Genomic DNA, 23585 nt, shown 5'->3' with positions numbered 1-23585 from the left:
ATCTCCTGCCTGGCACCGCGATTGCGGTGCTTCACTGCCACATCCGTCGCATGACCAACATCCCCAGGTCCGCGTCGTCGAGGATCGCGGTGTCGCCGATGCGGCGATCGGCGTCCTCGGCGATGGCCCGCAGGGTGTTGGTGAAAGCGGATTCGATGATCTGAATGTCGTTGTCGTCGAAGGAGTCCTCGGCGTAGAAGACGACGACCTGAAGGGGTTCACCGGGGAACAGCAGGTCCGCGGGGAAGATCATGATCAGCAGCGCGTTGTCGGTGGCGCCGCGGCCCTCGAACGACACCAGATCCAGCTGCTCCTCGCCGAGCAGCCGCACCAGTTCGTCGCGACCCGACGGGTAGGACTGGAAGACGAACATGCTGTCGAACAGCCTGCGCGCGCCCGCGACTCGGTTCGCCGAGGTCAGCCGGTACTGCTGGAATTCCATGAGGTCCGCGCGCCGGCGCTGAACGTCGGTGAGCCGGCCGCGCCAGGTCTGCTCGGCGGGTAGCTCGATGGCGACCGGGACGGTGTTCACGAAGCAGCCGATGGCGTTGTCCACCTCGTCGAGGTCGGCCGGGCGGCCGGAGACGACCTCGCCGAAAACCGCTGCGTCGCCGCCGGTTACATAGCGCAGCACGTTCGCCCAGGCCAACTGGCAGACCGCGCTGAACGTGGTGCCGGCCGCGGCGGCCAGTTCGGTCAGCGCGTCCGCGACCGCGGCGTCGACCGGGAAGCGGTGCGCCACCGGCACTCCCGAGCCACCGGGCACCCGATTCGGTGCGACCACGCACGGCTGCACCCCGGCGAGGTACTCGTTCCACACCTCTTCGGTCGCTTGCTCTCGATCTTCGGTGAGCCGCAGGAACTCGGCGAAAGTCGCCGGGTTGCCGAGCGGTTCGGCGGTGCCGCCGCTGGCGTAGTCGGCGAAGATCTCACGCGGCAGCAGCTGGCCGGACCAGCCGTCGGTCAGGATGTGGTGCGAAGCGAGCACCAGCATGTGCGACGCATCCGGCAGATGCACCACGGTCGCCCGCATCAGCGGTCCGCGGGACAGATCGAACACGCCCGCCTGATCGGCGTCCAGGAATTCCAGCAGTCGTTCCGGTGCGTCCGGCTTGGCCGCGAAGTCGACCTCCTCGACCAGGAAGTCCATCCGATCGGCGACGATCGCGTACGGCTGTCCCGCGTGCGACACCGAAATGGCAACGCGCAGATTCGGATACCGATTCAGCACGTTGTTCAGCGAGCGGGTCAACCGGGGCACATCCAGCGCACCGCGCACGGTGATCGTGGTCTGCACGGTGTAGGCGTCGCGGCCCGCGTTGCTGATCGCGGTGAAATACAGCCCCGCCTGCAGCGGTGCGAGCGGATACACGTCGGCGCAGCGGCCGTAGAGCGACTGCCAGCGATCGAGGTCGAGCTGGGTCACGTCGCGGGCGAGCACGTCGCTCGGCGTCAACCGCCGCGCCGGGTTCTCGCGCACGGTCTTCGCCAGTTCGCGCAGCGCACCGATCCACCGGTCGGCTAGTTCGCGGACCTCGGCCTCGGCGATCGGGCCGGACGGGAACCGGAAGGATGCCCGGAGCTGCGGCGAGTCGCTGTCCAGCAACGCGACCGTGTTGATGTCGAGCAGGGCAGGCGCGGGCATGGCCGCGTTCGCGTGGCCGCCGAGATAGCCGAATTCCGGTGCGGCGTCCCATTCCGTCGCCGCGTCGGCGACGGCGAAGCGGCCCATGTAGTTGAAGCTGAGCTGCGGCGGCGCGCCATCGGCGAGCCGGGATGCGGTGTCGGGATTGAGCTGCCGGAGCAGACCCCAGCCGATGCCGGAGTCGGGTACCGCGCGCAGCTGCTCCTTGACCGCCTTGACCGCGCCGACCATCTCCGCATCGGCCGCGATGTCCAGCGCGACCGGATAGGCGGTGGTGAACCAGCCGACGGCGTTGGCGAGATCTACTCCGGCGAACAGGCTTTCGACGCGGCCGTGCCGCTCCATGGTCAAGGTGACCGGACCTGCGTCTCGATCGCGGGCCCGCCGGAACCGCCGGGTCGCCACGGCGAGCGCCGCCACCTGGATGTCCAGGAAGTCGCAGCCGAAAGCCTGTGCCGCGGTGGTCATCAGGTACTGGGTGTCGGCGATGTCCAGCTCGGCGGTGACCTCGCGCACCGTCGCGACGGTATCGACGGCGGCGTCGAAGGCGCGGTCGCCGAGCAGCGGGTCGGCGCTGTCCGCGATCTCCTGCCAGAACGGCAGGGTCTCGGTCACCGAATCGGCCTGCGCGAGCCGGACCAGATTGGTATTCCAGGCCTGCACCGACGTGCCGAGGTCGGCCGCCGAAACCTCTTCGTGCGCCCAGAGTCTGCGCAGATCTTCGTGGATGACGCGCCAGGACACACCGTCGACCACCAGGTGGTGCAGCACCAGCAGCAGCCGTCCGGCGGACCGGTCGCCGGTGTGCACCCAGGCCGCGCCGACCATCCGGCCCGCCGCCGGGTCGAGCGCTTCGGCGATGGCGCGCAACTGCTCGTTGAGTACCTCGGTCGCGGTCGATGCCCATGCGGCGCAATCGATCTCGACGTCGATGAGGCCGGGGTGGGTGAACGGCTCGTCGGCCTGCGGCACATAGTAGGCGGTGCGGCCGTCCGGTCCGGTCGCCAGCCGTGCGCGCAGCAGCGGATGCCGGTCGAGCAGCCCGTGCAGGACGGCCGTCAGTCGCTCGAGCGAGCTGTCTTGCGGGGTCACCATGGCGGTGGCCTGGCTGTATGCGGCGTAGTCGGCGCTCTGCCCGGTCAGCAGGGTGGCGATCGGGTTGAGCGGGATCCATCCGGTGCCGTCACCGGATTCCACCAGCGCGGGCGCGGTGGACAGGTCGATCGGCACGGTGGCCGCGGCGATCAGCGCGATGGTGCGCGCCGCGAACAGCGCGCTGGTGGTGATCAGCAGGCCGCGCTTCTTGAGCGCCGAGGCCATCCGGATCGCGCTGATGGAATCGCCGCCGAGCGCGAGGAAGTCGTCGTCGGCGGCCAGTTCGACCTGCTCGGCCAGCCCGAGCACCTGCCGGATCACCGCGGCGACCGCCTGCTCGGCCGGGTCGCGCAGGGCCCGGCCGCGCCCGGTGCCGCCGCCGAGGTCCGGCACCGGCAGGGCCTTGCGGTCCAGCTTCCCGTTCGCGGTGAGCGGCAGCTCGGCCAATCGCACCAGCGCCGACGGGATCATGTAGTCGGGCAGCCGGTCGGCGAGGTGGACTCGGATGGCACCGGAGTTCTCGGCCTCGGTGCCGGACTCGTACGCCGAACCCGGTTCGGGCACGTAGTACGCGACCAAGGCCGCGTCGGTCGCACGGTTGATCGCGATCGCCGCGGCGGACGCGATGCCGGGCACCTGACGCAGCACCGAGCCGACCTCGCCGAGCTCGATCCGGTGACCGCGCACCTTGACCTGATCGTCGATCCGGCCGAGGTACTCCATGCTGCCGCTGGGATGCCAGCGCACGACATCACCCGTGCGATACATCCGCGCGCCGGGTTCGTCGGTGAAGGGGCAGGCGACGAAGGTCGCCGAGCTCAGGCCCGAGCGGTGATGGTAGCCCTGCGCGAGTTGGGTTCCGCCCAAATACAATTCACCGGTCACCCCGGGCGGCACCGGCCGCAATCGATCGTCGAGCACATAGACGTCCGAATTCGATTCGGGCAGGCCGATCAGCGCGGCGCGGAAATCCTCCGGTGCGGCCAGCGCGCCCGCGAAGTTCTCGTGCATGAGGTCCATCGCCGCCTCGGTCGGCCCGTAGAGACCGAGCACGGTGCCGCCGAATACCCGGCCGGCCTCCTCGACCAGCGGCGGCGGCACCGCCTCGCCGCCGAGATAGACGAACCGCATCGAGCGCAGGCGGGCGGGATCGGGATCCGCGTCGAGAAACGCCCGGGTCACGCTGGGCACCAGGGACAGCTGGGTGATCTGGTGCCGATCGATGATGTCGGCCAAGGCTTCTACATCGGCCTGCCACCAATCCGGCGGCGGCAGCACCGTGGCCGAGCCGGTGCACAACGCGTTGACCAGTTCGAAGACCGAGACGTCGAAGCCGATCGGCGCCTTCTGCAGGATTCGCTCGGCGCCGAAGCCCAGGTAGTCGCGCATCCATTGGACGTGACTGGCGACCGCGCGATGATTGATCACCACGCCCTTCGGCCTGCCCGTGGTGCCCGAGGTGTAGAGCAGGTAGGCGGCGTCGAGCGGGTGGATGGGGCGGGTAAGTTCGCCGGGCCGGATCGGGGTCGCGTCGAGCCGAGCCGACGCCGCCTGCTCGGCCTGGTCGGCGAGATCCAGGATCGGCACACCCGCGATATGTTCCGGATCGAGCAGCCGGTCGGGCCCGGCCGAACGCACCAGCAAGGCCGGTCGCGCATCGCCGAGCATGAATTCGATGCGATCGGCGGGGTAACTCGGATCGATCGGCACATACACGGCACCCGCACGTAGCACGGCCGCGAACACCACCGGCAGCCATTCGCTGCGCTCGGCGAAGACACCGACCCGGTCGCCGGTCCGTACGCCACGTTCGAGCAGTCGGCGGGCGAGACGGTTGACCCGCGCGTCGAATTCGGCGTAGGGAAGCTCGATTTCACCGAAGACCACGGCGATGCGATCGGGATGGTCGCGCGCGGAATCGCGGATCATCGCGTCGACGGTGGCCGGCTCGATCGGCACCCGGTCGCCGCGGGACCAGGTCTGCACCGCCGCACGATCCGCGGCCGAGAGCACGAGGAGTTCGTCCACTCGGCGGGCCGCCGTGGCATCGGCGAGCGTCTGATCGATGTATTCGTGCAGCCGTTGGATCGTCGACTCGTCGAAAAGATCTGTCCGATAGGTGATCTGGACGTCGACTCGATCGCTGTGCAGGAACGCCTCGACCGCGATCGGCAGCAACGAGGCGCCGTGGTCGGCCAGCCGCCAGCTGGTGACCGCGCCGGGCAGCTGCGGTCCGTCGATCTTCTGGTCCAGGAACAGCACCATGGTGTCGAACAGCGCGGAACCGACATTGCCGGTGGCGCGGTTGACCGCGCGCACCACGCCCTCCTGCGGGAAGTTCTTGTGCCGAAACGCATCTGTGGTCACTGCGCGCACGTATTCGACCAGCTCGGCGAAGGTACCGCCGCCGGCCCGATCCGCCGGCGGGTTCAACCGCAACGGGAGCATGTTGCTGAAGTTGCCGATCAGCAGCTCCATCCCGGGCTCTTCGCGGTTGGCGACCGTGGTGCCGATCACCACATCGGCCTGACCCGTGATCTGGCGCAGCGCAACGTAATACGCGGCCAGGAACACCGAGAACGGGGTGGTGCGCAATGCCGCGCTGAGGTTGCGCAGGTTGGCATCCGCGGTCGCGCCGAGCAGCCGGTCCAGGCGGCTGCCGGTTTCGGTGACGAGCAGGGGACGCCGGTTGTACGGCAGCGGCAGTTCCGGCACCTCACCGTCGAATCGACCGGCCCAGAAGTCGCTGTCCGCACCGTGATCGGCGGTGGCGAACCGATCCTGCTCCCACTCCGCGAAGTCGGCGACCTGGCGGCGCAGCGGCTCGACGGTGATCGAACCGGTCAGCGCCGCGCGGTAGTACCGCTCGACATCCTTCGACAACGCGGGCAAGGTCATGCCGTCCCAGGCGATGTGCTGGATCACGACGATGACGACCACGCGGCGCGGGTCGAGCCGGACGAAGTCGAGCCGCAGCGACGATTCGTTCGACAGGTCGAAGGTCTCGTGCGCGGCTGCCTCGACCCGCACGCCCAGCCTGTGCTCTGCCTCGCTCGCCGCGAATCCGGTCAGATCGAGCTCGCGCACCCGGGGCGCGAGCTCCGGATGGATGCGCTGGTACGGGTTTCCGTGCTCGTCGTTGTGATAGGTGGTGCGCAGCACCTCGTGTCGTCGCACCAGCGCCAGAAAGGCTTGCCGCAGTGCGTCGTCGACGACCTCGCCGTCGAAGGTCAGCGCCAGGCACAGGTTGTACGCGGTGCTGTCCGGTGAAATCTGCTGGTGCGCCCACACATAGCGTTGCCCGAAGGACATGGCGGCCCGGGCCGGATCCCGGCGCTGCGGCACGGTGGGCGTGCTTGCCAGCCCCGCCGCGGCGAGCCTGGCCCGCATCGCTTCCTGTAGGTCTTCCAGCGATCGCATTACGTCAAACCAATCTGTCTCGAACTATCCGGTGCGGCAACGCATTCCGCGCTACACCAGGGCCACCGTCGGCGGCAGGCTGATCTCGGCCAGCTCGAGCAGGATCCGGGCGACGTGCACCAGCCGGTCCGGCGCCGGCTCGGCGGCCAGCAGGCCCGCGCTGATCCGGCGCACGGTGCGGCCCTCGAGCACCCCGGTCACGCCGAAGCCGTCCACCGCCAGCAGGCCGCGGATCTGCCCGGTCAGCGTGGTGGCCAGGATCGAGTTGCCACCGGCGTCGAAGAAGTCCGTATCGACGCCGAGCCGGTCGAGCCCGAGCACCTGGGCGGTGATGTATTCGACCGCGGCCTCCACCTCGTTCGCCGGGGGCACGTAGACGGTCCGGGTATCGGCATCCGCGGCGAACAGGGCGCCGATCGCGGCCCGGTCGAGCTTGCCGTTGGCGGTGAGCGGAAGCGCGTCGAGCACCTCGACGACTTCGGGAATCATGTAGGCGGGCAACAGTTCCCGCAGCTGCTCGACGATGTCGGCAACCTCGACCGGTCCGTCCGCGGTGACTGCGGCGGCGAGCCTGCCCGCCGCGGTGATCACCACGACGGCCGAGCGCAGCGGTGCGAGCGTGACCAGCGCCGACTCGACTTCACCGAGTTCGACCCGGTAGCCGCGAATCTTGACCTGATGGTCGGCCCGCCCGAGGAAGTCGACGGTGCCGTCCGGCAGATAGCGCGCCAGATCACCGGTCCGGTACCAACGCACGCCGTCGACCTGGACGAACCGGTCCGCCGTTCGCTCGGCGTCGCCGCGGTAGCCGTCGGCGACGCTCGCGCCGCCGATCCAGAGTTCACCGGGCACCCAGTCGGGGCAGTCCTCGCCGCGCTCGTTGACCGCGCGCAGTCGCACGTTCGCCAGCGGCGTGCCGTAGGGCACATCGACCCATTCGGCGGGGAAGTCGTCGGTGACCTCGCAGACGGTGGAGTGGATCGCGGTTTCGGTGGTGCCGCCGAGGCCGACGAAGCGCAGGCCGGGCACCAGGGCACGGGCCCGTTGCGCGAGTTGGGTTTTCACCTTGTCGCCGCCGGTGAGCACGAGCCGCAGCGAGCGCAGTTGATCGGGTGCGGCGAGCTCGAGCAGCATGCCGATCAGGCCGGGTGCGCAGTTGAGCACGGTGACCCCGGCGTCGGCGATGAGCGCGGCCCACGCGGCGGCGTCCCGCTCGATCTCCGCGTCGACGCAGGCGAGTGCGCCGCCGAGCGACAGCGGAGCGAAGATGTCGTAGACCGACAGGTCGAATCCCAAGGCGGACAAGCCGATCAGCCGATCGTCCGCGCCGAGGCCGAAGCGGGCGCCGATCGCGTCGATGGTGTTGGCGGCGGCGCGGTGGCTGACCTCGACGCCCTTGGGCTCGCCGGTGGATCCCGAGGTGAACAGCACGTAGGCCAGGGCATCCGGTGTCGTGGTCACCGGACCGGCCAAAGGCGTTGCCGCCAGCGCGGTTCGGAGGGTGACGCCGGTCACCGACGCGGGCAGCGCATCCGTGTCGTCGATCAGCGCGACCCGCACACCGCCGCGCGCGAGGATCCGATCCCGCCGTGCGCTCGGCTGGTCGGTGCCGATCGGCAGGTAGGCCGCGCCGGCGGCGAGCACCCCGAGCACGGCGGGAATCTGCCGGTGCCCCTTCGGGATCACGACCGCCACGGTGTCGCCGGGCTCGACGCCCGCGTCCACCAGGGCGCGGGCGACCGCCAGCGACTGCGCGGACAGCTCGCCGTAACTGGACGACCCATCGTCGCGCCAGTGCAGCGCCACGCGCTCCGGATGCTGCTCGGCCAGTGCGAAGAACGCGTCGTGCAGGGTGCGCTCGCCCAGATCGACGGTGCTGTCGTTCGCCGAATCACGCACCGCGCGCTGTGCTTCCGGCAGCGCGATGGTCAGCGCCGCGGACCAGTCGGCATCCGCCCGCACGAGTGCGTCCAGGGTGGCACGGAATTCGGCGAACATCGCCTCGGCGACACCCGCGGGCAGTGCGTCACGGCGGATGTCCCAGTTCACCAGCAACCCGCCGGCCAGCTCCACGACCTGTGCGTCCAGGTCGACCTGCGGCCCCTGGGAGAGGATCCAGACCGGCTCGCCGAAGACGCGAGTGACCTGCTCGGAGAACAACTCCCCCAGATCGAGCCCCGAGGTGAAGACCACCGACGGCGTAACCGGCGCGCCGCGCAACCTGCCGAGATCGCGCAGCACGTCCAGGCCCTCGTAGCCGGCGTGCGCGGCCGCGGTGTGCAGTTCGCGCTGCAACCGCTTCGCCCGGGCCACCATCGACTCCGTCGTGCGCGCGTCGACGTCGACCAGCACGGAATTGGTGAAATCGCCGACCACCCGGTCGATGTCGTCGTGCAGCGGCTCGCGGGCGAACAGCGGCAGGTTCAGCAGGAAACGCTGCTGCGCCGACCAGCGCGCGATCGCCTCGCTGAACACGGTGGCCAGCGCGACGGCCGGGGTCACGCCGTTGCCGTGCGCGTACTGCTGCAATCGGGCCTTGCCCGCGGGGTCGAACCAGTGGTGCAGCCGGATGCTGCGCGCCGGATCCGGTCGCTCGTTCTCCGCGACGACCGGCAGCGACGGAATGTCGGGCAGCGTCGGCGCCTTCTGCGCCCACCACTGCTCGTCGACCGAATTGTCCGGCGCGGTGCGCGCTTTGGCGGCCAGGTATTCGCGGAAGGTGAAGCCGAGCGGCGGGAGCGTGTCGTCGTCGGCCGCGTAGAGCGTGGCCAGGTCGTCGAGGATGCGGCGGTAGCTCTGCGCGTCGGCGGCGACCATGTCGACGTCGAGATGCAGGCGGTGCGCGCCGTCCGGCAGCACCGTGACAGCGATGTCCACCACCTGTCCGGCGGCCACGTCCATGCGCTGATGACTCTTGTCCTGCCGGATCCGGCTCAGCTCGGCCTCGACGTCTGCCTCGGCCCGCGCGCTCAGGTCGAGCGTGTGGCATACCGGAACCAGCGGCTCGGGCAAGATCCGCTGCATGCCGCTGTCCAGGAACTGGGCGCGCAGCATCGCGTGGTGCCGCACCAGCCGCTCGGCCGCGCGGCGCATCCGATCCGCTTGCAGGCCACGGCCGTCGAATTCGACGTAGAGGTGGGCCGCCACGCCGCCGAGCCGCTGATCCTGCCTGCGGCCGACCCAGTAGGCGTGCTGCATCGTCGCCAGCGCGAATTCGTCGGTGGCGGCACCGGTCTCGGCAACCGGAGTCGGCGCGGGCTCTTCCGCAATCTGGCTTACACCCAGCAACTGCGCCCAGGCGGCGATCGTCGGGGACAACGCGAGAGTGGAGCTGCGCACGTCGTAGCCCTGTTTACGCCACTTGGCCGCCAAGTGCATGAGCTTCATCGAGTGCATGCCCAGACTCACCAGATCGTCGTCGTAGCCCACCGTTTCGGGTGCTACGCCGAGATCTGCCGCCACCAGGTCGCGCAGTTCAGCCTTGCCGAGCATCAGACTCCTCACCAGCCGAGAAGCGGCCCATCGGGCCACGTAGGCAAGCCTTGCCTAATCTCAAGGCATCGTAACCCACGAATGGGGCCCAGAGACAGAGTGTGGTTTGCCTAACCCATTTTCATGACTTGTCATCGGCGTACCGCCGGTTACCGGCTCACCGTTCGGTGAATTCGGTCAGCGCCGCGGCCCAGCGGCCGACCCGGACGTCGGTGTCCGCCTCGCCCAGAACCGCCGAGTTGACGTCGAATTGGGCGACCAGCGACGGACCCTCGTCCCGGGGAACGACCGCCGTCGTCATGTCGACGGTGAAACGCACCGGCAGATCGGGATGACCCGCGACACCGAACTCGGCGGTGAATTCCGCCAGCGGGGCCAGCGACCACGCGCCGGCGCCGAAGCTCAACACGTCGAATCGGCCGAGATGATTGAGCCGGAGCTGGCCGCGCGCGGCGTGCGTGCGCTCGCCGAGTGGCGGGGCGCCCGCGCCGGGCGTCCAGCCGTCGATCTCCGCGAGCGGAACCAGCACGGTCTCCTCCACGGTGAACCAGCCGACCTGACGGGTGTCGTCGTCGGCGGGTCGGCCGTGTGATTCCCTGGTGAGCGCGACCAGGCCCGCGGCGTCGGCACTGTCGGCGAACGTGCGCGCGCCGGCGAGAATCAGGATGTCCTCCACCGAGATTCCGGTCTCCGCGCATCGGGCGAGCAGCCGCTCGGTGCGTTCGGGGCCGAGCTCGAGCACGCGCTGGATCACTTTGGCCGCACGGTCGGTGGCGGGGTCGGTGAGCCTGCCGCCGAGCGGGGCGCCGAGGATCGGTGACCGGGTGGTCGGGGCCGGGCCCTCGGCTGTCCGCCGGACGGCCTCGTTCAACGGGAGCCGGCCCTGTTCGAGCCTGCGTAGATCGTCGACGAGGATCAGCCAGGAGACGACGTCGACGGCGAGATGGTGGATCGACAGGAGCAGGCGGCGTCGACCGGGTCCGCCGTCGAGCAGCGTCGCGGCGATCATCTGCCCGGTCGCCGGATTCAGCCGGTCGACGGTTTCGGACAGCCGGGCGGCCGCGTCGGCCGAGGAGTCGGCGACCACGGTCAGACATGTTGCCGCGTCCGCGGATTCCTCGACGACCAGCACTGCCGTGCCGTGCGCACCGAAGTCGAGCCGGGAACGCAGCGTCGGGTGGGCGGCCGCCAAGGCGTCGATCCGCTCGGCGATCTGCTCGGCCGACGCGTCGTCGGGGAGCGTGATCACCTGACTCTGCGCCAGGTAGCGGTAGTCGCCGTTGGCGATGATCTCGTGCGCGAGCGGGGTGAGCGCGAGGACGGTGCCCGCGGGCGTGTGCGCCGCCTCGACCGGGTCCGCCGCGTCCGCGGCGTCGAGGGTGCCCGCGAGCTCACGCAGATCCGCCGCGGCGACAACGTCTTTCGCGGTTACCCGGAAGCCGGCGCCACGCAGCCGGGACACCAGATCGATGATTCCGATGCTGTCGATGCCCAGATCCACCAGGCTGTCCAGCACACCCACCGTCGCCGTACGTCCCTCGCCCATCGCGGCGATCAGCCCGAGCAGGGTCCGCTCGGTCTCGGTGGCAGGCTCGGCCGCGACCGCGTCGGTGACCGGTGCGTGCAACAGCGCGGTCGCGGCGTGCACATCGAGTTTGTCGTTGCGGTTCAACGGGATCTGATCGACGTGCACGATCCTGGTCGGCACCAGGAACCGCGGCAGCCGCAGCGCCAGCGCCGCGCGGATCTCGGCGACCGAGCGCTCGGCGACGACCAGGGCGCCCAGCCGGGTTCGGCCGTTCTCCACGAAAGCCAGTGCGGCGGCATGCGTTACGCCGTCGAGCTCACGCAACACGACCGTCGCCTCGTCCGGTTCGACCCGATAGCCGTTGATCTTGACCTGGCTGTCGATGCGACCCTCGTAGGCCACCGTGCCCGCGGTGGTCCGGCGGACCAGATCGCCGGTACGGTAACGCCGTCCGCCGGTTCCCGCGACGAACGCGGCCGCCGTGGTACCCGCCCGGCCGAGGTAGCCGAGCGCGAGTTGCGCGCCGGACAGGTACAGCTCGCCGTGGCCGCCCGGCGGCACCGGGCGCAGCCGGTGATCGAGCACCTCGGCGGCCAGCCCGTCGAAGGTGCGCCCGATCGTGGGCGCCGCGTGCTCGTGCACGTCGGCCATCAGCGCTTCGACCGTGGTTTCGGTCGGTCCGTAGAAGTTGATGACGCGGGTGCTCGGCAGTCGCCGCAGTCGCGTCCAGGTGTCCTGGCTGATCGCCTCGCCGCCGAGTGCGAGCACCAGCAAAGGACAGTACTCCCCTACGGGCTCCGTGGATTCGGTGAACAGTCCGGCGGCGATCAACCGGCTCAGCATCGACGGCGAGGTGTCGAAGATATCGATCCGCTGCTGCTCGATCGCCGCGACGATCTGCTCGGCATCGGTGCGCACCTTGTCCCCGAGCAGGACGACCGCGTGCCCGCTGAGCAGGGCGACCGTCGGCTGCCAGGCGGCGTCGAAGCCGGTCGACCAGCCGTGGCCGATCCGCAGTTGCCGCCCGGTCTGTGTGCTGAGCGGAGCGAAGATCCGGCGCTCGTGGTTCGACCAGTGATTCAGCAACGCGCCGTGCGGAACTACGACGCCCTTCGGGCGACCCGTGGTGCCGGAGGTGAACACGACGTAGCAGGGTGCGTTCCGATTCGCCTGCGGTACAGCGACGTTCGCGGCCGATGGACCGGGCTGGCCGAGTAGGCGCAACCCACCGTCGTGGTCAGGTACCGCGTGCGCGACCTCGCGGCCCTGCTCGCGTACCAGGCTCAGGGTGTCGGCGAGTGACTCGTCGGCGAGCACGACGCCGACGTCGGCGACCTCGAACATGTAGGCCAGCCGATCGGCGGGCGTCGCCGGATCCACATGCACGCACAGCGCACCGGCCAGCCCGATCGCGAACGGCGCGTGCAGCACTCGGCGATCCCGCGGCAGCACCACCGCCACCGCGTCGCCGGGCCGAACGCCCGCGGTGCGCAGGTTCTCGGCCAATGCTGTTACGGCCGTGCCGAACTCGGCGAAGCTCTGCTCCCCCGCCGGGTCGATCACGGCGACCCGCTCGGCGGCCCGCTCAGCGGCGGCGAGCAAAGCCTCGGGCACCGAGGCATAGTCCACCGGCGGCCGCGCGTCGACGGTCAGCGCGGCGGGCTCGTCGTCGAGCAGCAGATCGATATCGCAGCCGCGCTCCGCCTCGATCATCCGGCGCATGACCGCGAGCACCCTGCGCGCCAGCCGATCCGGATCGAATCGGTCCACCAGGTCCGGGCGGATCTCCACCCGGGTGATGAGCCGCTCGTTCTCCACCACGGGCACCACCGCGATCGGATAGTGGCTCGGCGAGTCGATCCGGCGCGGCGTCATGGTGGCCCCGCCTGCCAGCGGCATCGATGCGGTGATTTCGCCGAGCGGCGTGTTCTCGAAGACCAGCAGGGTGTCGAAGAGTTGCCCGGCGTCCGCGTGCTTGGTGATCTCGGCGATGCCCAGGTATTCGTGTGCCCGCAATCGCGCCACCGTGCGCTGCAACTCCGCGCCGATCGCCGCGGGCGAGCGCTCGTCCATCCGCACCCGGACCGGAATGGTCGTGACCAGCGCGCCGACCAGCCGATCGGCGTGCGGCAGCGACGCGTCGCGCCCGGACGTGGTCTGCCCGAACACCACGTCGTCGCGGCCGGTCAGCCCGGAAAGCACCCGGGCCCAGGCCATTTGGCAGACGGTATTCAGGGTGATGCCCCGGGAACGGGCCCAGCTCGAGACGAGTTCGGTTTCCGCCCGGTCGAATTCGGCCGTGCCGAGCACCGGGAGGTCGCCCGGCGCGGGCGGCGCGAGCATCGGCATCGGCGTCAGGCCGGCCAGCGCCTCGGTCCAGGCCGCGATCGAGGCGGCGGTGTCGCGGGTGGCCAGCCAGGCCGCGTGCTCGCGCAGCGGGGGCGCCGCGGGCAGCGCCGATCCCGCGCCGCCGTGCAGCGCGATCAGGTCGGCGAAGATCAGCGGGATGGACCAGCCGTCGACCACGATGTGGTGTGCGGTGCAGATCAATTCGTAGGCCTGCTCCCCGACCCGCGCCGCCGTCACCCGGAACAGCGGACCGTTGTCCAGGTCGATGCGCAGGCGACCCTCGTCCCAATAGAGCTGCTGGGCAGCGGCTTCCGGATCGTCGGCGGCGCGCAGGTCGACCTCGCGCCAGCCGATCCGGCCGGCCGAGGTGATGACGAGCACGGGATGCGGCAGGCCGTCGGTCAGCACCGCCGCGCCCAGGTGCGGATACCGTTGCAGCACTTCGTCGAACGCCGCGCGCAGGCCGTCGAGGTCGACCAGGTTGTCGATCCGGGCGGCGAAGGTCACCAGGTAGGGGTCCACGTCGCCGGACATGGTGCTGACCGAGTAGAGCCCGCGCTGCAACGGCGACAGCGCGACGACGTCGAGGATCTCGGTGGTCACCGCACGCCGAATTTCTGGCCGAGCGCGGCCAGCGCCGCCGCATCCAGACCCGAGGCGCTCATCGGCGCCGCGGCGGCCGGTGCGGGCGCGGCGGTGGCGGGGGCACCTTCGTTCAACTGGGTGGCGAGTTCGTGGATGGCCGGGAAGGCGAAGACCGTCTGCACGTCCAGCGCGTATCCCTGTTCGGCGAGGTCGGTGACCAGGCGCAGCGCGGCGATCGAGTCGCCGCCGAGGGAGAAGAAGGTGTCCGCGCGGCCGACCTCGTCGTCCTCGTCGAGTTCGAGCACCTTCCGGATCGCCGCCGCGACAACGCGTTCCGCATCGGTCTGCGGCTCGCCGCCGAGCCCGGGGCCGCCCAGCAGGTCGTCTGCCGAGCCTGCCTGGGTGAACAACGCCGTGCCGATAGGCTCGTCCGTCCCGGCGGCCCAGGCCGCGCAACGGCGTTCGAGGTGCGTGGCGAGGTCGTCCAGGGAACGCCGGCCGGACAGGGCCGGGAAGTCGAGGGTGAGGGTCGCGCCGTCGGCGTCGATCGCGATATCGACCACCAGGTCGACCCCGTACGGGCGAGCGGTCCGCCGGTGCAGCTCGCGCACGGTGTATTCGGGTGTGCTGAGCGCGAGCGGCCCGACGTCGCGCACGCCGACCAGCACCTGGAACAGCGCGCCGGTGACCACCGCGGCGGTGCCCTTCAGCTGATGGGTGAGCCGCTCGATTCTGGTCTGCGCGTGCGCGCGGGCCTCGGTCACACAGGCCACGGTCGCGTCGATGAACTCCCGCGGGGTGCCGGTCTCCACCGAATCCAGCCGCAGGACCAGCTGATTGGCGATATTGCCGAGAGGGGCGCCCGATTCGGCCCGCGCCGGCTCGACCAGACCCACCGGAATGTCCCCGCCGATTCCCGCCTCGCTCAGCACCCGCGCGATGAGCGCGGCGAAGGTGGCGTCCGCGTCGCGGCCGTCGAGCAGTGCGTCGAGCGTGCCGCGATCGATGCGGAAGGCCCGGCGAGGTCCCTCAGCGCCGGTCTCGTCTTCGATGATCGGGACCGCGCGTTCGGGCAGGTCCGCCAGTCGCGCCGTCCAGTAGGCCAGCGCCGGATCGTCGCCGGCGGCGGCGCCCAGCTCCTTCAGCTGGGCGGCGACCAGGTCGCGGTACTGCGCCGCGGCGGGTTCGGCCTGGCCGTGCTCGTAGGCCGCGAACAGTCCGGCGGCGAGCAGATCGAGCGTGCGGTCGTCGGCCGCGACCGGATGCACCGTGATGGAGACGACGGCGCGGTCCGGGAGGGCATAGCGCCGGATCCGGATCGGGAGGTCGCGCCCCAGATCGAAGCGATGCACGGCATCGGAACGCAGCGCGGGCTCCAGTGCGGCCGTGTCGATTCCGACGGTCTCGACCACGCTGTCCGGCGCCGGTACGACGCGCTGGTACGGGACGCGGCGATCGTCGGGGAAGACGGTCCGCAGGATCTCGTGCTCGGTCAGCACCGCGATGGCCGCCTGTTCGAACGCCTCGTCGTCGAGCTCGCCGGAGACCTCCAGCGCGACGAACAGATTCGCGGCCGCGGTGCGCCGCAGTCGTTCCGGCAGCAGCACGGCCTGCTGCGCGAGGGACAGCGGCGTGCCGCGATCCCCAGCGGTGGTGGCCCTGGGCGCGTTTCGCACCAGCGAATCCGACATCTTCGATCCTTCCGAGCACCGCAGCAACACCGGGAGAACCGCCGCGGCCACTATGTACTGATCAAACAGTCGAGGGTGGATAGCACGTAGCTACCCACCCCCGAGTTAAAGTTAGCCTATCCTAAAACAGATAAGGCCAACGGACCAGTTGTGCCTACTTGCTCACAGCGGCCAATGTCGGATCGAGCTTGTCCAGGACATAGGGCACCGACAGCGGCGTCGGGATATTGATGGCGCTGATCGTGGTCACGTCGACGAAGGCGATGCCGTTGTTCTTCACCGACGGCAATTCGTCGTAGCCGGGCAGCCGCTTGAACTTCTCCGTGAAGGCGGGCAGCGCGCCGCAGATCAGCATGTCGGAAGTCAAGTCGCCCAACCGTTCCGGAGACAGCGCCAGCCGGCCACCGGCCGGAGCCTCCTTCGCGATCTGCTCCGGGATGGCCATGCCGAGCCGGTTGAACAGCGCGGCCGAGCCGTCCTTCGGATCGGCCAGCACCATCAACTGCGCCGGACCGGTCAGCATGCAGGTGAGGAAGGTCTTGCCGCGCAGGCCCGGATAGCGATGCGCCACCTCGTCGATGCGCCCGTTGACGTTCGCGACCACCTTGTCCGCGTCGGCCTCTTTGTGCAGCACCTTGCCGAGCGTCGCGAGCTGATCCGACCACTGGTCGATCTGCGCGTTCGGTGTCACCGGGCCGATCGTCGGCGCCAGCTTGGACAGCTTGTCGTACATGGCTTTATCCACCATGAAGCCAGGAACCAAGATCAAGTCGGGCTCCAGCGCGGCGATCTGCTCCACCACGTCGGAACCCATCTTCAGCACCTTGGCCTCGCTCAGCGAGTCCGGCACCCACGGCACCTGCGACTTTCCGCCCTGCGAGACGTTGTCGGCATAGCCGACCGGTGTCACGCCCAGCGCGAGCGTGGCATCGAGCCACTGGTTTCCCAGCGTGACAATGCGTTTCGGGGTGCCGCTGACCGCGGTTTGGCCCATCGAGTGGGTGATGGTGATCTCCCCGGACCCGCTGCCACCCTTGTCGTCGGATCCACAGGCGGCGGACGTGAGCAACAGGCCCACCGCCAGCACCGCGAAAGCCCGGCCGACTATGCCACGACCCCGTCCCGCCGTTCTTCGGCCCAGCTTCATTCCGTCACTCCTCATATCGCGAATCGCACCTGGTCGAGCCGATCCTCGCCGCAAAAAGCCAGGCTAGGCAAATGTCAGCCAGCCGTCGTCGGTCCAGCACGCACGGTCACCGGTGCGCACCAACCACCCCGGCGCGAACGGATCAGCCAGGAACGGCCCCGCCGCCGCGTCACCCGCACGGGCCAGCGCGGCGCCGCCGATGAAGACCTCACCGAGCACACCGGGCCGGACCGGCCTGCCGCGTTCGTCGAGCACCAGCACCCGAGCGCCGGGAATCGGGCGCACCCGCCCGGTGCCGTCCAGCGGACCGCGCGCGACCGCGCCGACGTACTCCGGCACCGCGTAGGCGATCGTGCCCACCGAGCCCGGCGCGGTCGCCGCGAGCGCGGCGGGAAGTGCTGGCGGAGTGTCGATTCCGGTGATGTCCCAGCGGCAGACGGTCATCGAAGCGGGGCCGGCGGCCTGCGCGAGCGCGGCGGCGGTACCGGGATCGGTGACCACGTGCGTCACCGCGAATTCGGTGATCAGCGCGGCCAATTCGGCGGGATCGGTCCGTTGTGACTCGGTCGCGACGATCAGCAGCGCGCCGTCGGCCAGCGCGGCGAACAGCTCGACCGCCGCGCGCGCGTCGATGCGCCGCACCGCGAACAGGCGCACGTCGCGCGCGTTGTAGGCCGGATCGGTACGCCCGCACCGGCGATCCGCGGCCACCGCCCGGCGATCCGCGACGGCCACCGCCAGCGCTTCGGCGGCGGGCAGGGCGAAAGCACAAGTGTCGTCGATGGATTCGTTGGCCGGCCCGACCAGCGTCAGGACCAGCCGGATCAGCCGGTCGCCCAGATCGGTGGCCGGCGTGACCTCGTCGGGCCGCCCGGCGGCCAGCCGGTCGAACAGCTCACCATAGGTCAAGGCCTTTGCCCCGCAACGGATCGCGGGACGCGCGCTGGGGAACCCGTAACCGCGGCGGATGACCTCGGCCAGGTCTGCCACCTCGGCGAGCTCGACGCCGGTGGACCACTCGCCGAGCAGCCGCTCACGTTCGGTGGTGGTCAATTCCTCCGGCGGCACCACAGGAGTCGCCTCGATGAGCGCGGCGAGACCGGCCACCGTCGGGTTGTCGAAGACCACGCGCACGTCGATCTCGACGCCGAACTCGGCGCGCAGCCGCGGCACCAGGCGGTTGGCCAGCAGCGAATGACCGCCGAGGTCGAAGAACGAGTCGTCGGCGCCGACCCGGTCGAGGCCGAAGATCTCCTGATACAGCTCGGCGAGCCGAATCTCGGTGGCGGTGCCCGGTTCTCGATAGCCGTGGGTGACCCGGACCGGCTCCGGCAGCGCGTTGCGGTCGAGCTTGCCGTGCTTGGTCAGCGGGATCTCGTCGATCAGCATGAACGCCGACGGCACCATGTACTCGGGCAGGGTGGCGGCTACTCGCGCCCGCACCTGGTCGAGGTCGAGTTCGCCTGCGACGGGAACCACGTAGGCCGCGAGCATCATCCCGATCGATCGGTCCGCCACCGCGACCACCGCGCAGTGCCCGACGCCGGGATACGCCGCGATGGTGGCCTCCACCTCGCCGAGCTCGATGCGATACCCCCGCACCTTCACCTGCGCGTCGGCGCGGCCGACGAATTCGAGCACCCCGTCCGCGGTGCGCCGCGCCAGATCGCCGGTGCGGTAAAGCCGTTCACCGGACAGGAACGGATCGGCGACGAAGCGTTCCGCGGAGGGCCCGGACCGGTGCAGATAGCCGCGAGCCAATTGCGCACCGCCGAGATAGATTTCGCCGACCACGCCGTGCGGGACCAGTTGCAGCCGATCGTCGAGCAGGTAGCAGTACACGTTGCGGTTGGGCACGCCGATCGGCACGATCCGGGTGCCCTGCGGGCCGTCGACCGGCATGTGGGTCGCGGACACCACGGCCTCGGTCGGCCCGTAGTGATTGCGCAGTTCGGCGTCGAAGACGCCGGAGAACCGGTCGGCCACTTCACCGAGCAAAGCCTCACCGCCGACCGGAACATGCCGCAGCGCACGCCATTCGCTCACTTCGGGCAGCAGTAGGAAGGTGCTCAACGTCGACGGGACCATGTGCAGCACGGTGATCCCGCAGCGCGTGATCAGATCGGCGACATACGGGATGTCGCGGAACGCGCCGCGCTTCGGAATCACCAGGCGCGCACCGACGGTCAGGGTGACGAAGATATCGAGCAGCGAGGCGTCGAAGCTGACCGGCGAGGACTGCAGCAGCCGATCGTCGGCGGTCATCCCCCATTCCGCGCGGAAACCCTCCAGGTGTTCGGCGATCGCGGCGTGTGAAACCGCCACGCCCTTGGGCTTTCCGGTCGATCCCGAGGTGTAGATGAGGTAGGCGAGATTGCCGGGACGCAGCGGGCGCACCCGGTCCGCGTCGGTCGGATCGTGGTCGGGCAGCTCGACCGCGGACTCCTCCGCGGCGGCGAACTCGACCATGCCGAACACCAACCGGGGAGCCGCGTCTCGATAGAACTCCTCGATGCGCTCGTCCGGATCATCCGGATCGATCGGCAGGTAGGCGCCGCCGGCCTTGAGCACCGCGAGGACCGCGACCACGAACTCGATCGAGTTGCCGAGCCGCAGCGCGACCGCGTCCTCCGCGCCGATGCCCTGCCCGATCAGCCAGCGCGCCAACCGATTCGCGCGTCGATCGAGCTGGTCGTAGGTCATCGACACGTCCGCGACGCCATCGTGGCGCGGCGCCACCACCGCGAGCGCGTCGGGTGTGGCCGACACGGCGCGTTCGAACAGCGCGACCAGGGTGGTCGCCGGGGTATCGACCAGCGCGCCGTGCGACTGGGCCAGCAGCCGCGAACGAGCTTGCGGGCCATACATATCCAGATCGCCGACCCGCTCGCCCGGCGCGGACAGCGCGCTGTCGAGCAGCTGTACGTAGTGCGTGAGTAGTTGTTCGGCGAGTCCGTGGTCGACCTCGTCGGCCCAGTATTCGACCTCGGCGTGCGCACCCTGCGCGTCGAAGACGGTGGTGACCCGCAACGGAACCTGCGGCGCCGGGCGAACCAGGTCGAGTCCGGTGGCGGTGACGCCGTCGAACTCGAAACCGCGCGGCGCCTCGCGCACGCCGAAGCCGACCCGCACCAATTGCTCCAGGCCGTCCCGGCCGTTGCCGCGGTCCGGGTTGATCTCGCGGATCACCCGATCGATGCCGACCTCCTGATGCGCGAATGCCGCGGCGCAGGTGTCGCGAACGCGCGCGGCGAAACTCGCGAAGGTGTCCTCGGGACGGACCGCCGCCCGCAGCAGCACCGTGTTGCCGAAGTAGCCGATCACCGAGACGGCCGACGCGTCGCGGGTCGATACCGGTACCGAGACAAGGAAATCCGTCGCCGCCGTATAGCGGTGGATCAGCGCGTGGAAGGCGGCCAGCGCCACCGCGAACGGGGTCGAGTCGTATTCGCTCGCGAACGCGTACACCCGGGAGAGCAGCTCGGGAGGGACCGCGAGCACGTAGCGCCCGGTCCGGCGGGTCTCGGTGTCCGCACCGTTCGGCTTGCCAGGCAGCTCCAGCGATTCCGGCAGCGGACGCAGCGCGCCGCGCCAGTAGTCGACCGCGGCGTCACCGGGCTCGGCCGACCGGGCGTCGTTGCCCAGCACCTCGACCTCGACGAACTGGGTGGCGCGGCCGGACGGCGCGGCGCCGTTGTACGCGGCGTTCACCTCTGCGCGCAGCACGCTCCACGAATCGTCGTCCCAGCAGATCGTGTGCGCGACCAGAATGAAGACGAACTCATCGGATCCGGTGCGTACCAGGGTGATCCGCAGCGGCGCCTCGTCGGACAGCGCGAACGGGCGGCCGAACGCGCGGCGCGCCAGCACTTCCAGCCGCCGGGCCCGGCTCGGTTCGGCCAGCTCGGACAGATCGTGTTCGTGCCAGGACGGCGCCAACGCCGGCCGGGCGCGCTGGAACGGCTCGCCGTCCGCACCCAATCCGTAAGTGGTGCACAGAATGTCGTGCCGGGCGACGACGGCCTCGACCGCGGCGCGCAGGCGCGCGACGGCCAACTGCCCGGTCAGGCGGTACGCCACGCAGATATTGAGCGTGGTATCCGCCGGATCACGGATCTGCAGGAACCAGGCACGCCGCTGCGCCGCCGACAGCGGATACCGCGCACCCTCGATGCTGTCCTTCGATGGCCGATCGGATCGGCTGTCCTGCAGGCGATTCGGCGAGTTCGCAATGGTCGACATGATTCCTTCACCCCCCGGTTGAACGTTGCTTGTAGGTCCGCGCGCGTGACCGCGCGTACCCCCCGGCAACCGTCAGCCGAAGGCCGCCTCCGGGACGGCGGTGAGATAGCCGCCGCGGGCGAAGAATTCGGCGCCGTCGTGTTCGACCCCGTCGGCCGTGCGGATCCGGGTGAGCACCAGGCCGCGGTTGTGTCCACGCACCGGGTCCGGCCCGCACACCACCGCGCCGCCGCCTTCCTGCACGACGACCCGGCCCGCGGTGCCGCCATAGCAGGCCGCGGAGACCGACGCGGCGAGCACCTCGATCCGTTCACCGCGATAGCAGGCGAACGCCCGCGGGTACGGCTCGGACAGGGCGCGCACGAAACGCTCGAGATCGACCGCGCTGCGCTGCCAATCGATCTGGCTGTCCCGGTCGGAGCGCTTGTGGAAGTAGGTGCGTTCGGCCTTGTTCTGCGGCCGCCAGACCGCGTTGCCGGACTCGAGCAGGCGCAGCGCCTCGTGCACCACACCCGGAATCAGGTCCATCCCGGCGAGCACCAACTCGGTCCCGGTGGCGTCCGGCGGAATCGGCAGCGAGTGCTGCACCAGGATGTCGCCGGTGTCCAACTGCTCGTCCATCCGGTGCACGGTCAGCCCGAACTCGGACTCGCCGCTGATCAGCGCCCACAGCACCGGCGAGAACCCGGTGAATTTCGGCAGCAGCGAATCGTGCAGGTTGAGCGTGCCGTACGGCGGCATCGCGTAGAGCTCGGCGGGCATCCAGGTGTACCAGCTGTTCACCACGATGACGTCCGGCTCGGCCCGCTTGACCAGGTCGATCGTCGCGGCATCGGCCCGCTCGGTCAGGTGCACCGGGATGCCGTGCTCGCGCGCGAGCTCCTCGACCGAGTCCGACCAGATCGCCTTGTACGACTGTTCGCTGGCCGGGTGCGTGACCGCGAGCACCACCTCGTGTTCCGAATCGAGCAGCGCCTGCAGGGTTTTGCGGCCCCAGGTCTGGAAGCCGAACGACACGATGCGCATGAACCGAACCCCATCCTCGAATTTAAGTAAGGCTAGCCTAGCCTACCGATTTGCCCGCTGTATCGCGGCCTGGGGAATCGACCGGGCCGGAGTCGGCGCCGGGGCAAGCACCCGATCCGAGAGTTCGCCGAGACAACTGAGATTCGGGAACCCGGGGCCCTGCGCGAGTCCGGCGAGATTGGGCAGGTAGAGCTTCGCGTCCAGCCCGGAGACCGCGAGATCGTGACCGATCGACGCTTCGATCCGCGCCTGGGTGATCGGCCCGCCGACGGCGAGCTCGACCAGATCGGCCGCGTCGGAGTCGAACAGCTCGAGGAACCACAGCGGTTGCCCGCCGGTCGCGTCGACCACGAGATCGAAGGTGTGCACCTGATCGGGACGCAGCTCGTTGCGCAGCGTGAGCGCGACCCCCTCGCCCTGCTCGGCCATCCGCACCACCCGGCCCTGGAGGTGATGAACCCGGCTGTCGCCCAACAGGTTCTCCTGCACGCGCACGGAGAAGACGCCGCGATCGGTGCGCCGGACGACGTCGCGCCGTTCCTGAATGCTCAGCGCACGCCACTTGGCCGGATCGCTGTACAGAGAGTTCTCGAAGTAACTCTCGCCACGGGTATAGATGGTCGCGGCGGGTGAGATCACCGACACCGTGAGCACGTCGTGGCGGACCAGTTCGTCCATCGCCGATCCCGCGGTCTCGCCGCCGCCGATCACCGCTGCCCGCGACGAGGCGGGCAGGCTGCGCTTGCCGACGAGATCCCAGAAGTCCGCGATGCTCAGCACTTTCGGATGCTCGGCGAGCGCGCGGCGCGAGTGCCCGGGACCGGTGATCATCAACCGGTCGGCCTCGATCGCGCCGATCGAGCCGTCCGCGTCGGCCACCGAGACCGACCAGCCGTCGGCCGTCGGGGAGATCTTGCCGACCGTGCCGAGCACCAGCTCGAGGTCGGTCTTGCGCGCGACCCATTGCAGGTACTTGGCCCACATGTTGTGGTGCGGGCTCGGGCGCCCACGGTCCACCCATTCGGCGTAGGTACCGCGTTCGACCAGGAACGATGTCCAGCTGAACGCCATCATGGCCTCGTTGATCGCATGGTTGTGACCACGCGCCCAGGTCGAGTGATACGGGAAACCCACATCCTTCTCCGGGCTGGTGCCGAGCCGATGCTGACCATCGGTCCAGCCGCCGCTGGGCAACCAATTGCCGCCCACCGCTTGCGATTCCACGACGATGATCTGCGGCGCCGGCAGGCCCAGCCCGCGCAGCACGTGCGCTTTCGCCGCGACGGCCATCGCCTTCGGACCAGCTCCGACTACGAGAAGTCTGTCCACCGGTTCTCCTATCTGTGATTCCAGCCACCGCGCAGC

At 69.9% G+C, this 23585-nt stretch carries 8 protein-coding genes; all 8 read right to left on the bottom strand.

Annotation, left to right across the window (positions count from 1 at the left end):
* Window positions 1–31: 31 nt before the first annotated feature.
* The 8 genes from F3087_RS22895 to F3087_RS22860 all read right to left on the bottom strand — a co-directional run bounded on the left by F3087_RS22895 (window position 32) and on the right by F3087_RS22860 (window position 23549).
* A complete protein-coding gene (locus tag F3087_RS22895) occupies window positions 32–6160 on the bottom strand; it encodes a non-ribosomal peptide synthetase (protein ID WP_150404082.1) in 6129 nt (2042 codons plus the stop codon).
* Window positions 6161–6211: 51 nt separating this feature from the next.
* Entirely contained in the window at window positions 6212–9652 is a 3441-nt protein-coding gene (locus tag F3087_RS22890; RefSeq protein WP_150404081.1) for a non-ribosomal peptide synthetase, read from the bottom strand.
* 157 nt (window positions 9653–9809) lie between these two features.
* Window positions 9810–14132, bottom strand: coding sequence for a non-ribosomal peptide synthetase (locus tag F3087_RS22885; RefSeq protein WP_150404080.1), 4323 nt, complete (start codon window positions 14130–14132; stop codon window positions 9810–9812).
* Window positions 14129–15805 carry a condensation domain-containing protein gene (locus F3087_RS22880; RefSeq protein ID WP_150404079.1) on the bottom strand — a complete coding sequence of 559 codons (1677 nt, stop codon included), beginning with the start codon at window positions 15803–15805 and terminating at the stop codon, window positions 14129–14131. Before F3087_RS22880 ends, F3087_RS22885 begins: the two co-directional genes overlap by 4 nt.
* Before the next feature lie 154 nt (window positions 15806–15959).
* Window positions 15960–16952: an ABC transporter substrate-binding protein gene (locus F3087_RS22875; protein WP_150404078.1), complete on the bottom strand. Its 993-nt coding sequence runs from the start codon at window positions 16950–16952 to the stop codon at window positions 15960–15962.
* 63 nt (window positions 16953–17015) lie between these two features.
* Window positions 17016–21194: a non-ribosomal peptide synthetase gene (locus F3087_RS22870; protein WP_150404077.1), complete on the bottom strand. Its 4179-nt coding sequence runs from the start codon at window positions 21192–21194 to the stop codon at window positions 17016–17018.
* A gap of 72 nt (window positions 21195–21266) precedes the next feature.
* Window positions 21267–22220: a methionyl-tRNA formyltransferase gene (locus F3087_RS22865; RefSeq protein ID WP_150404076.1), complete on the bottom strand. Its 954-nt coding sequence runs from the start codon at window positions 22218–22220 to the stop codon at window positions 21267–21269.
* Between the two features lie 42 nt (window positions 22221–22262).
* Entirely contained in the window at window positions 22263–23549 is a 1287-nt protein-coding gene (locus F3087_RS22860; RefSeq protein ID WP_150404075.1) for a SidA/IucD/PvdA family monooxygenase, read from the bottom strand.
* Window positions 23550–23585 lie beyond the last annotated feature (36 nt).

The sequence above is a fragment of the Nocardia colli genome (assembly GCF_008704205.1).
Taxonomy (GTDB): domain Bacteria; phylum Actinomycetota; class Actinomycetes; order Mycobacteriales; family Mycobacteriaceae; genus Nocardia; species Nocardia colli.
Note: the sequence above shows the minus strand (reverse complement) of the source record. Positions and strands in the feature narration are given on the sequence as shown.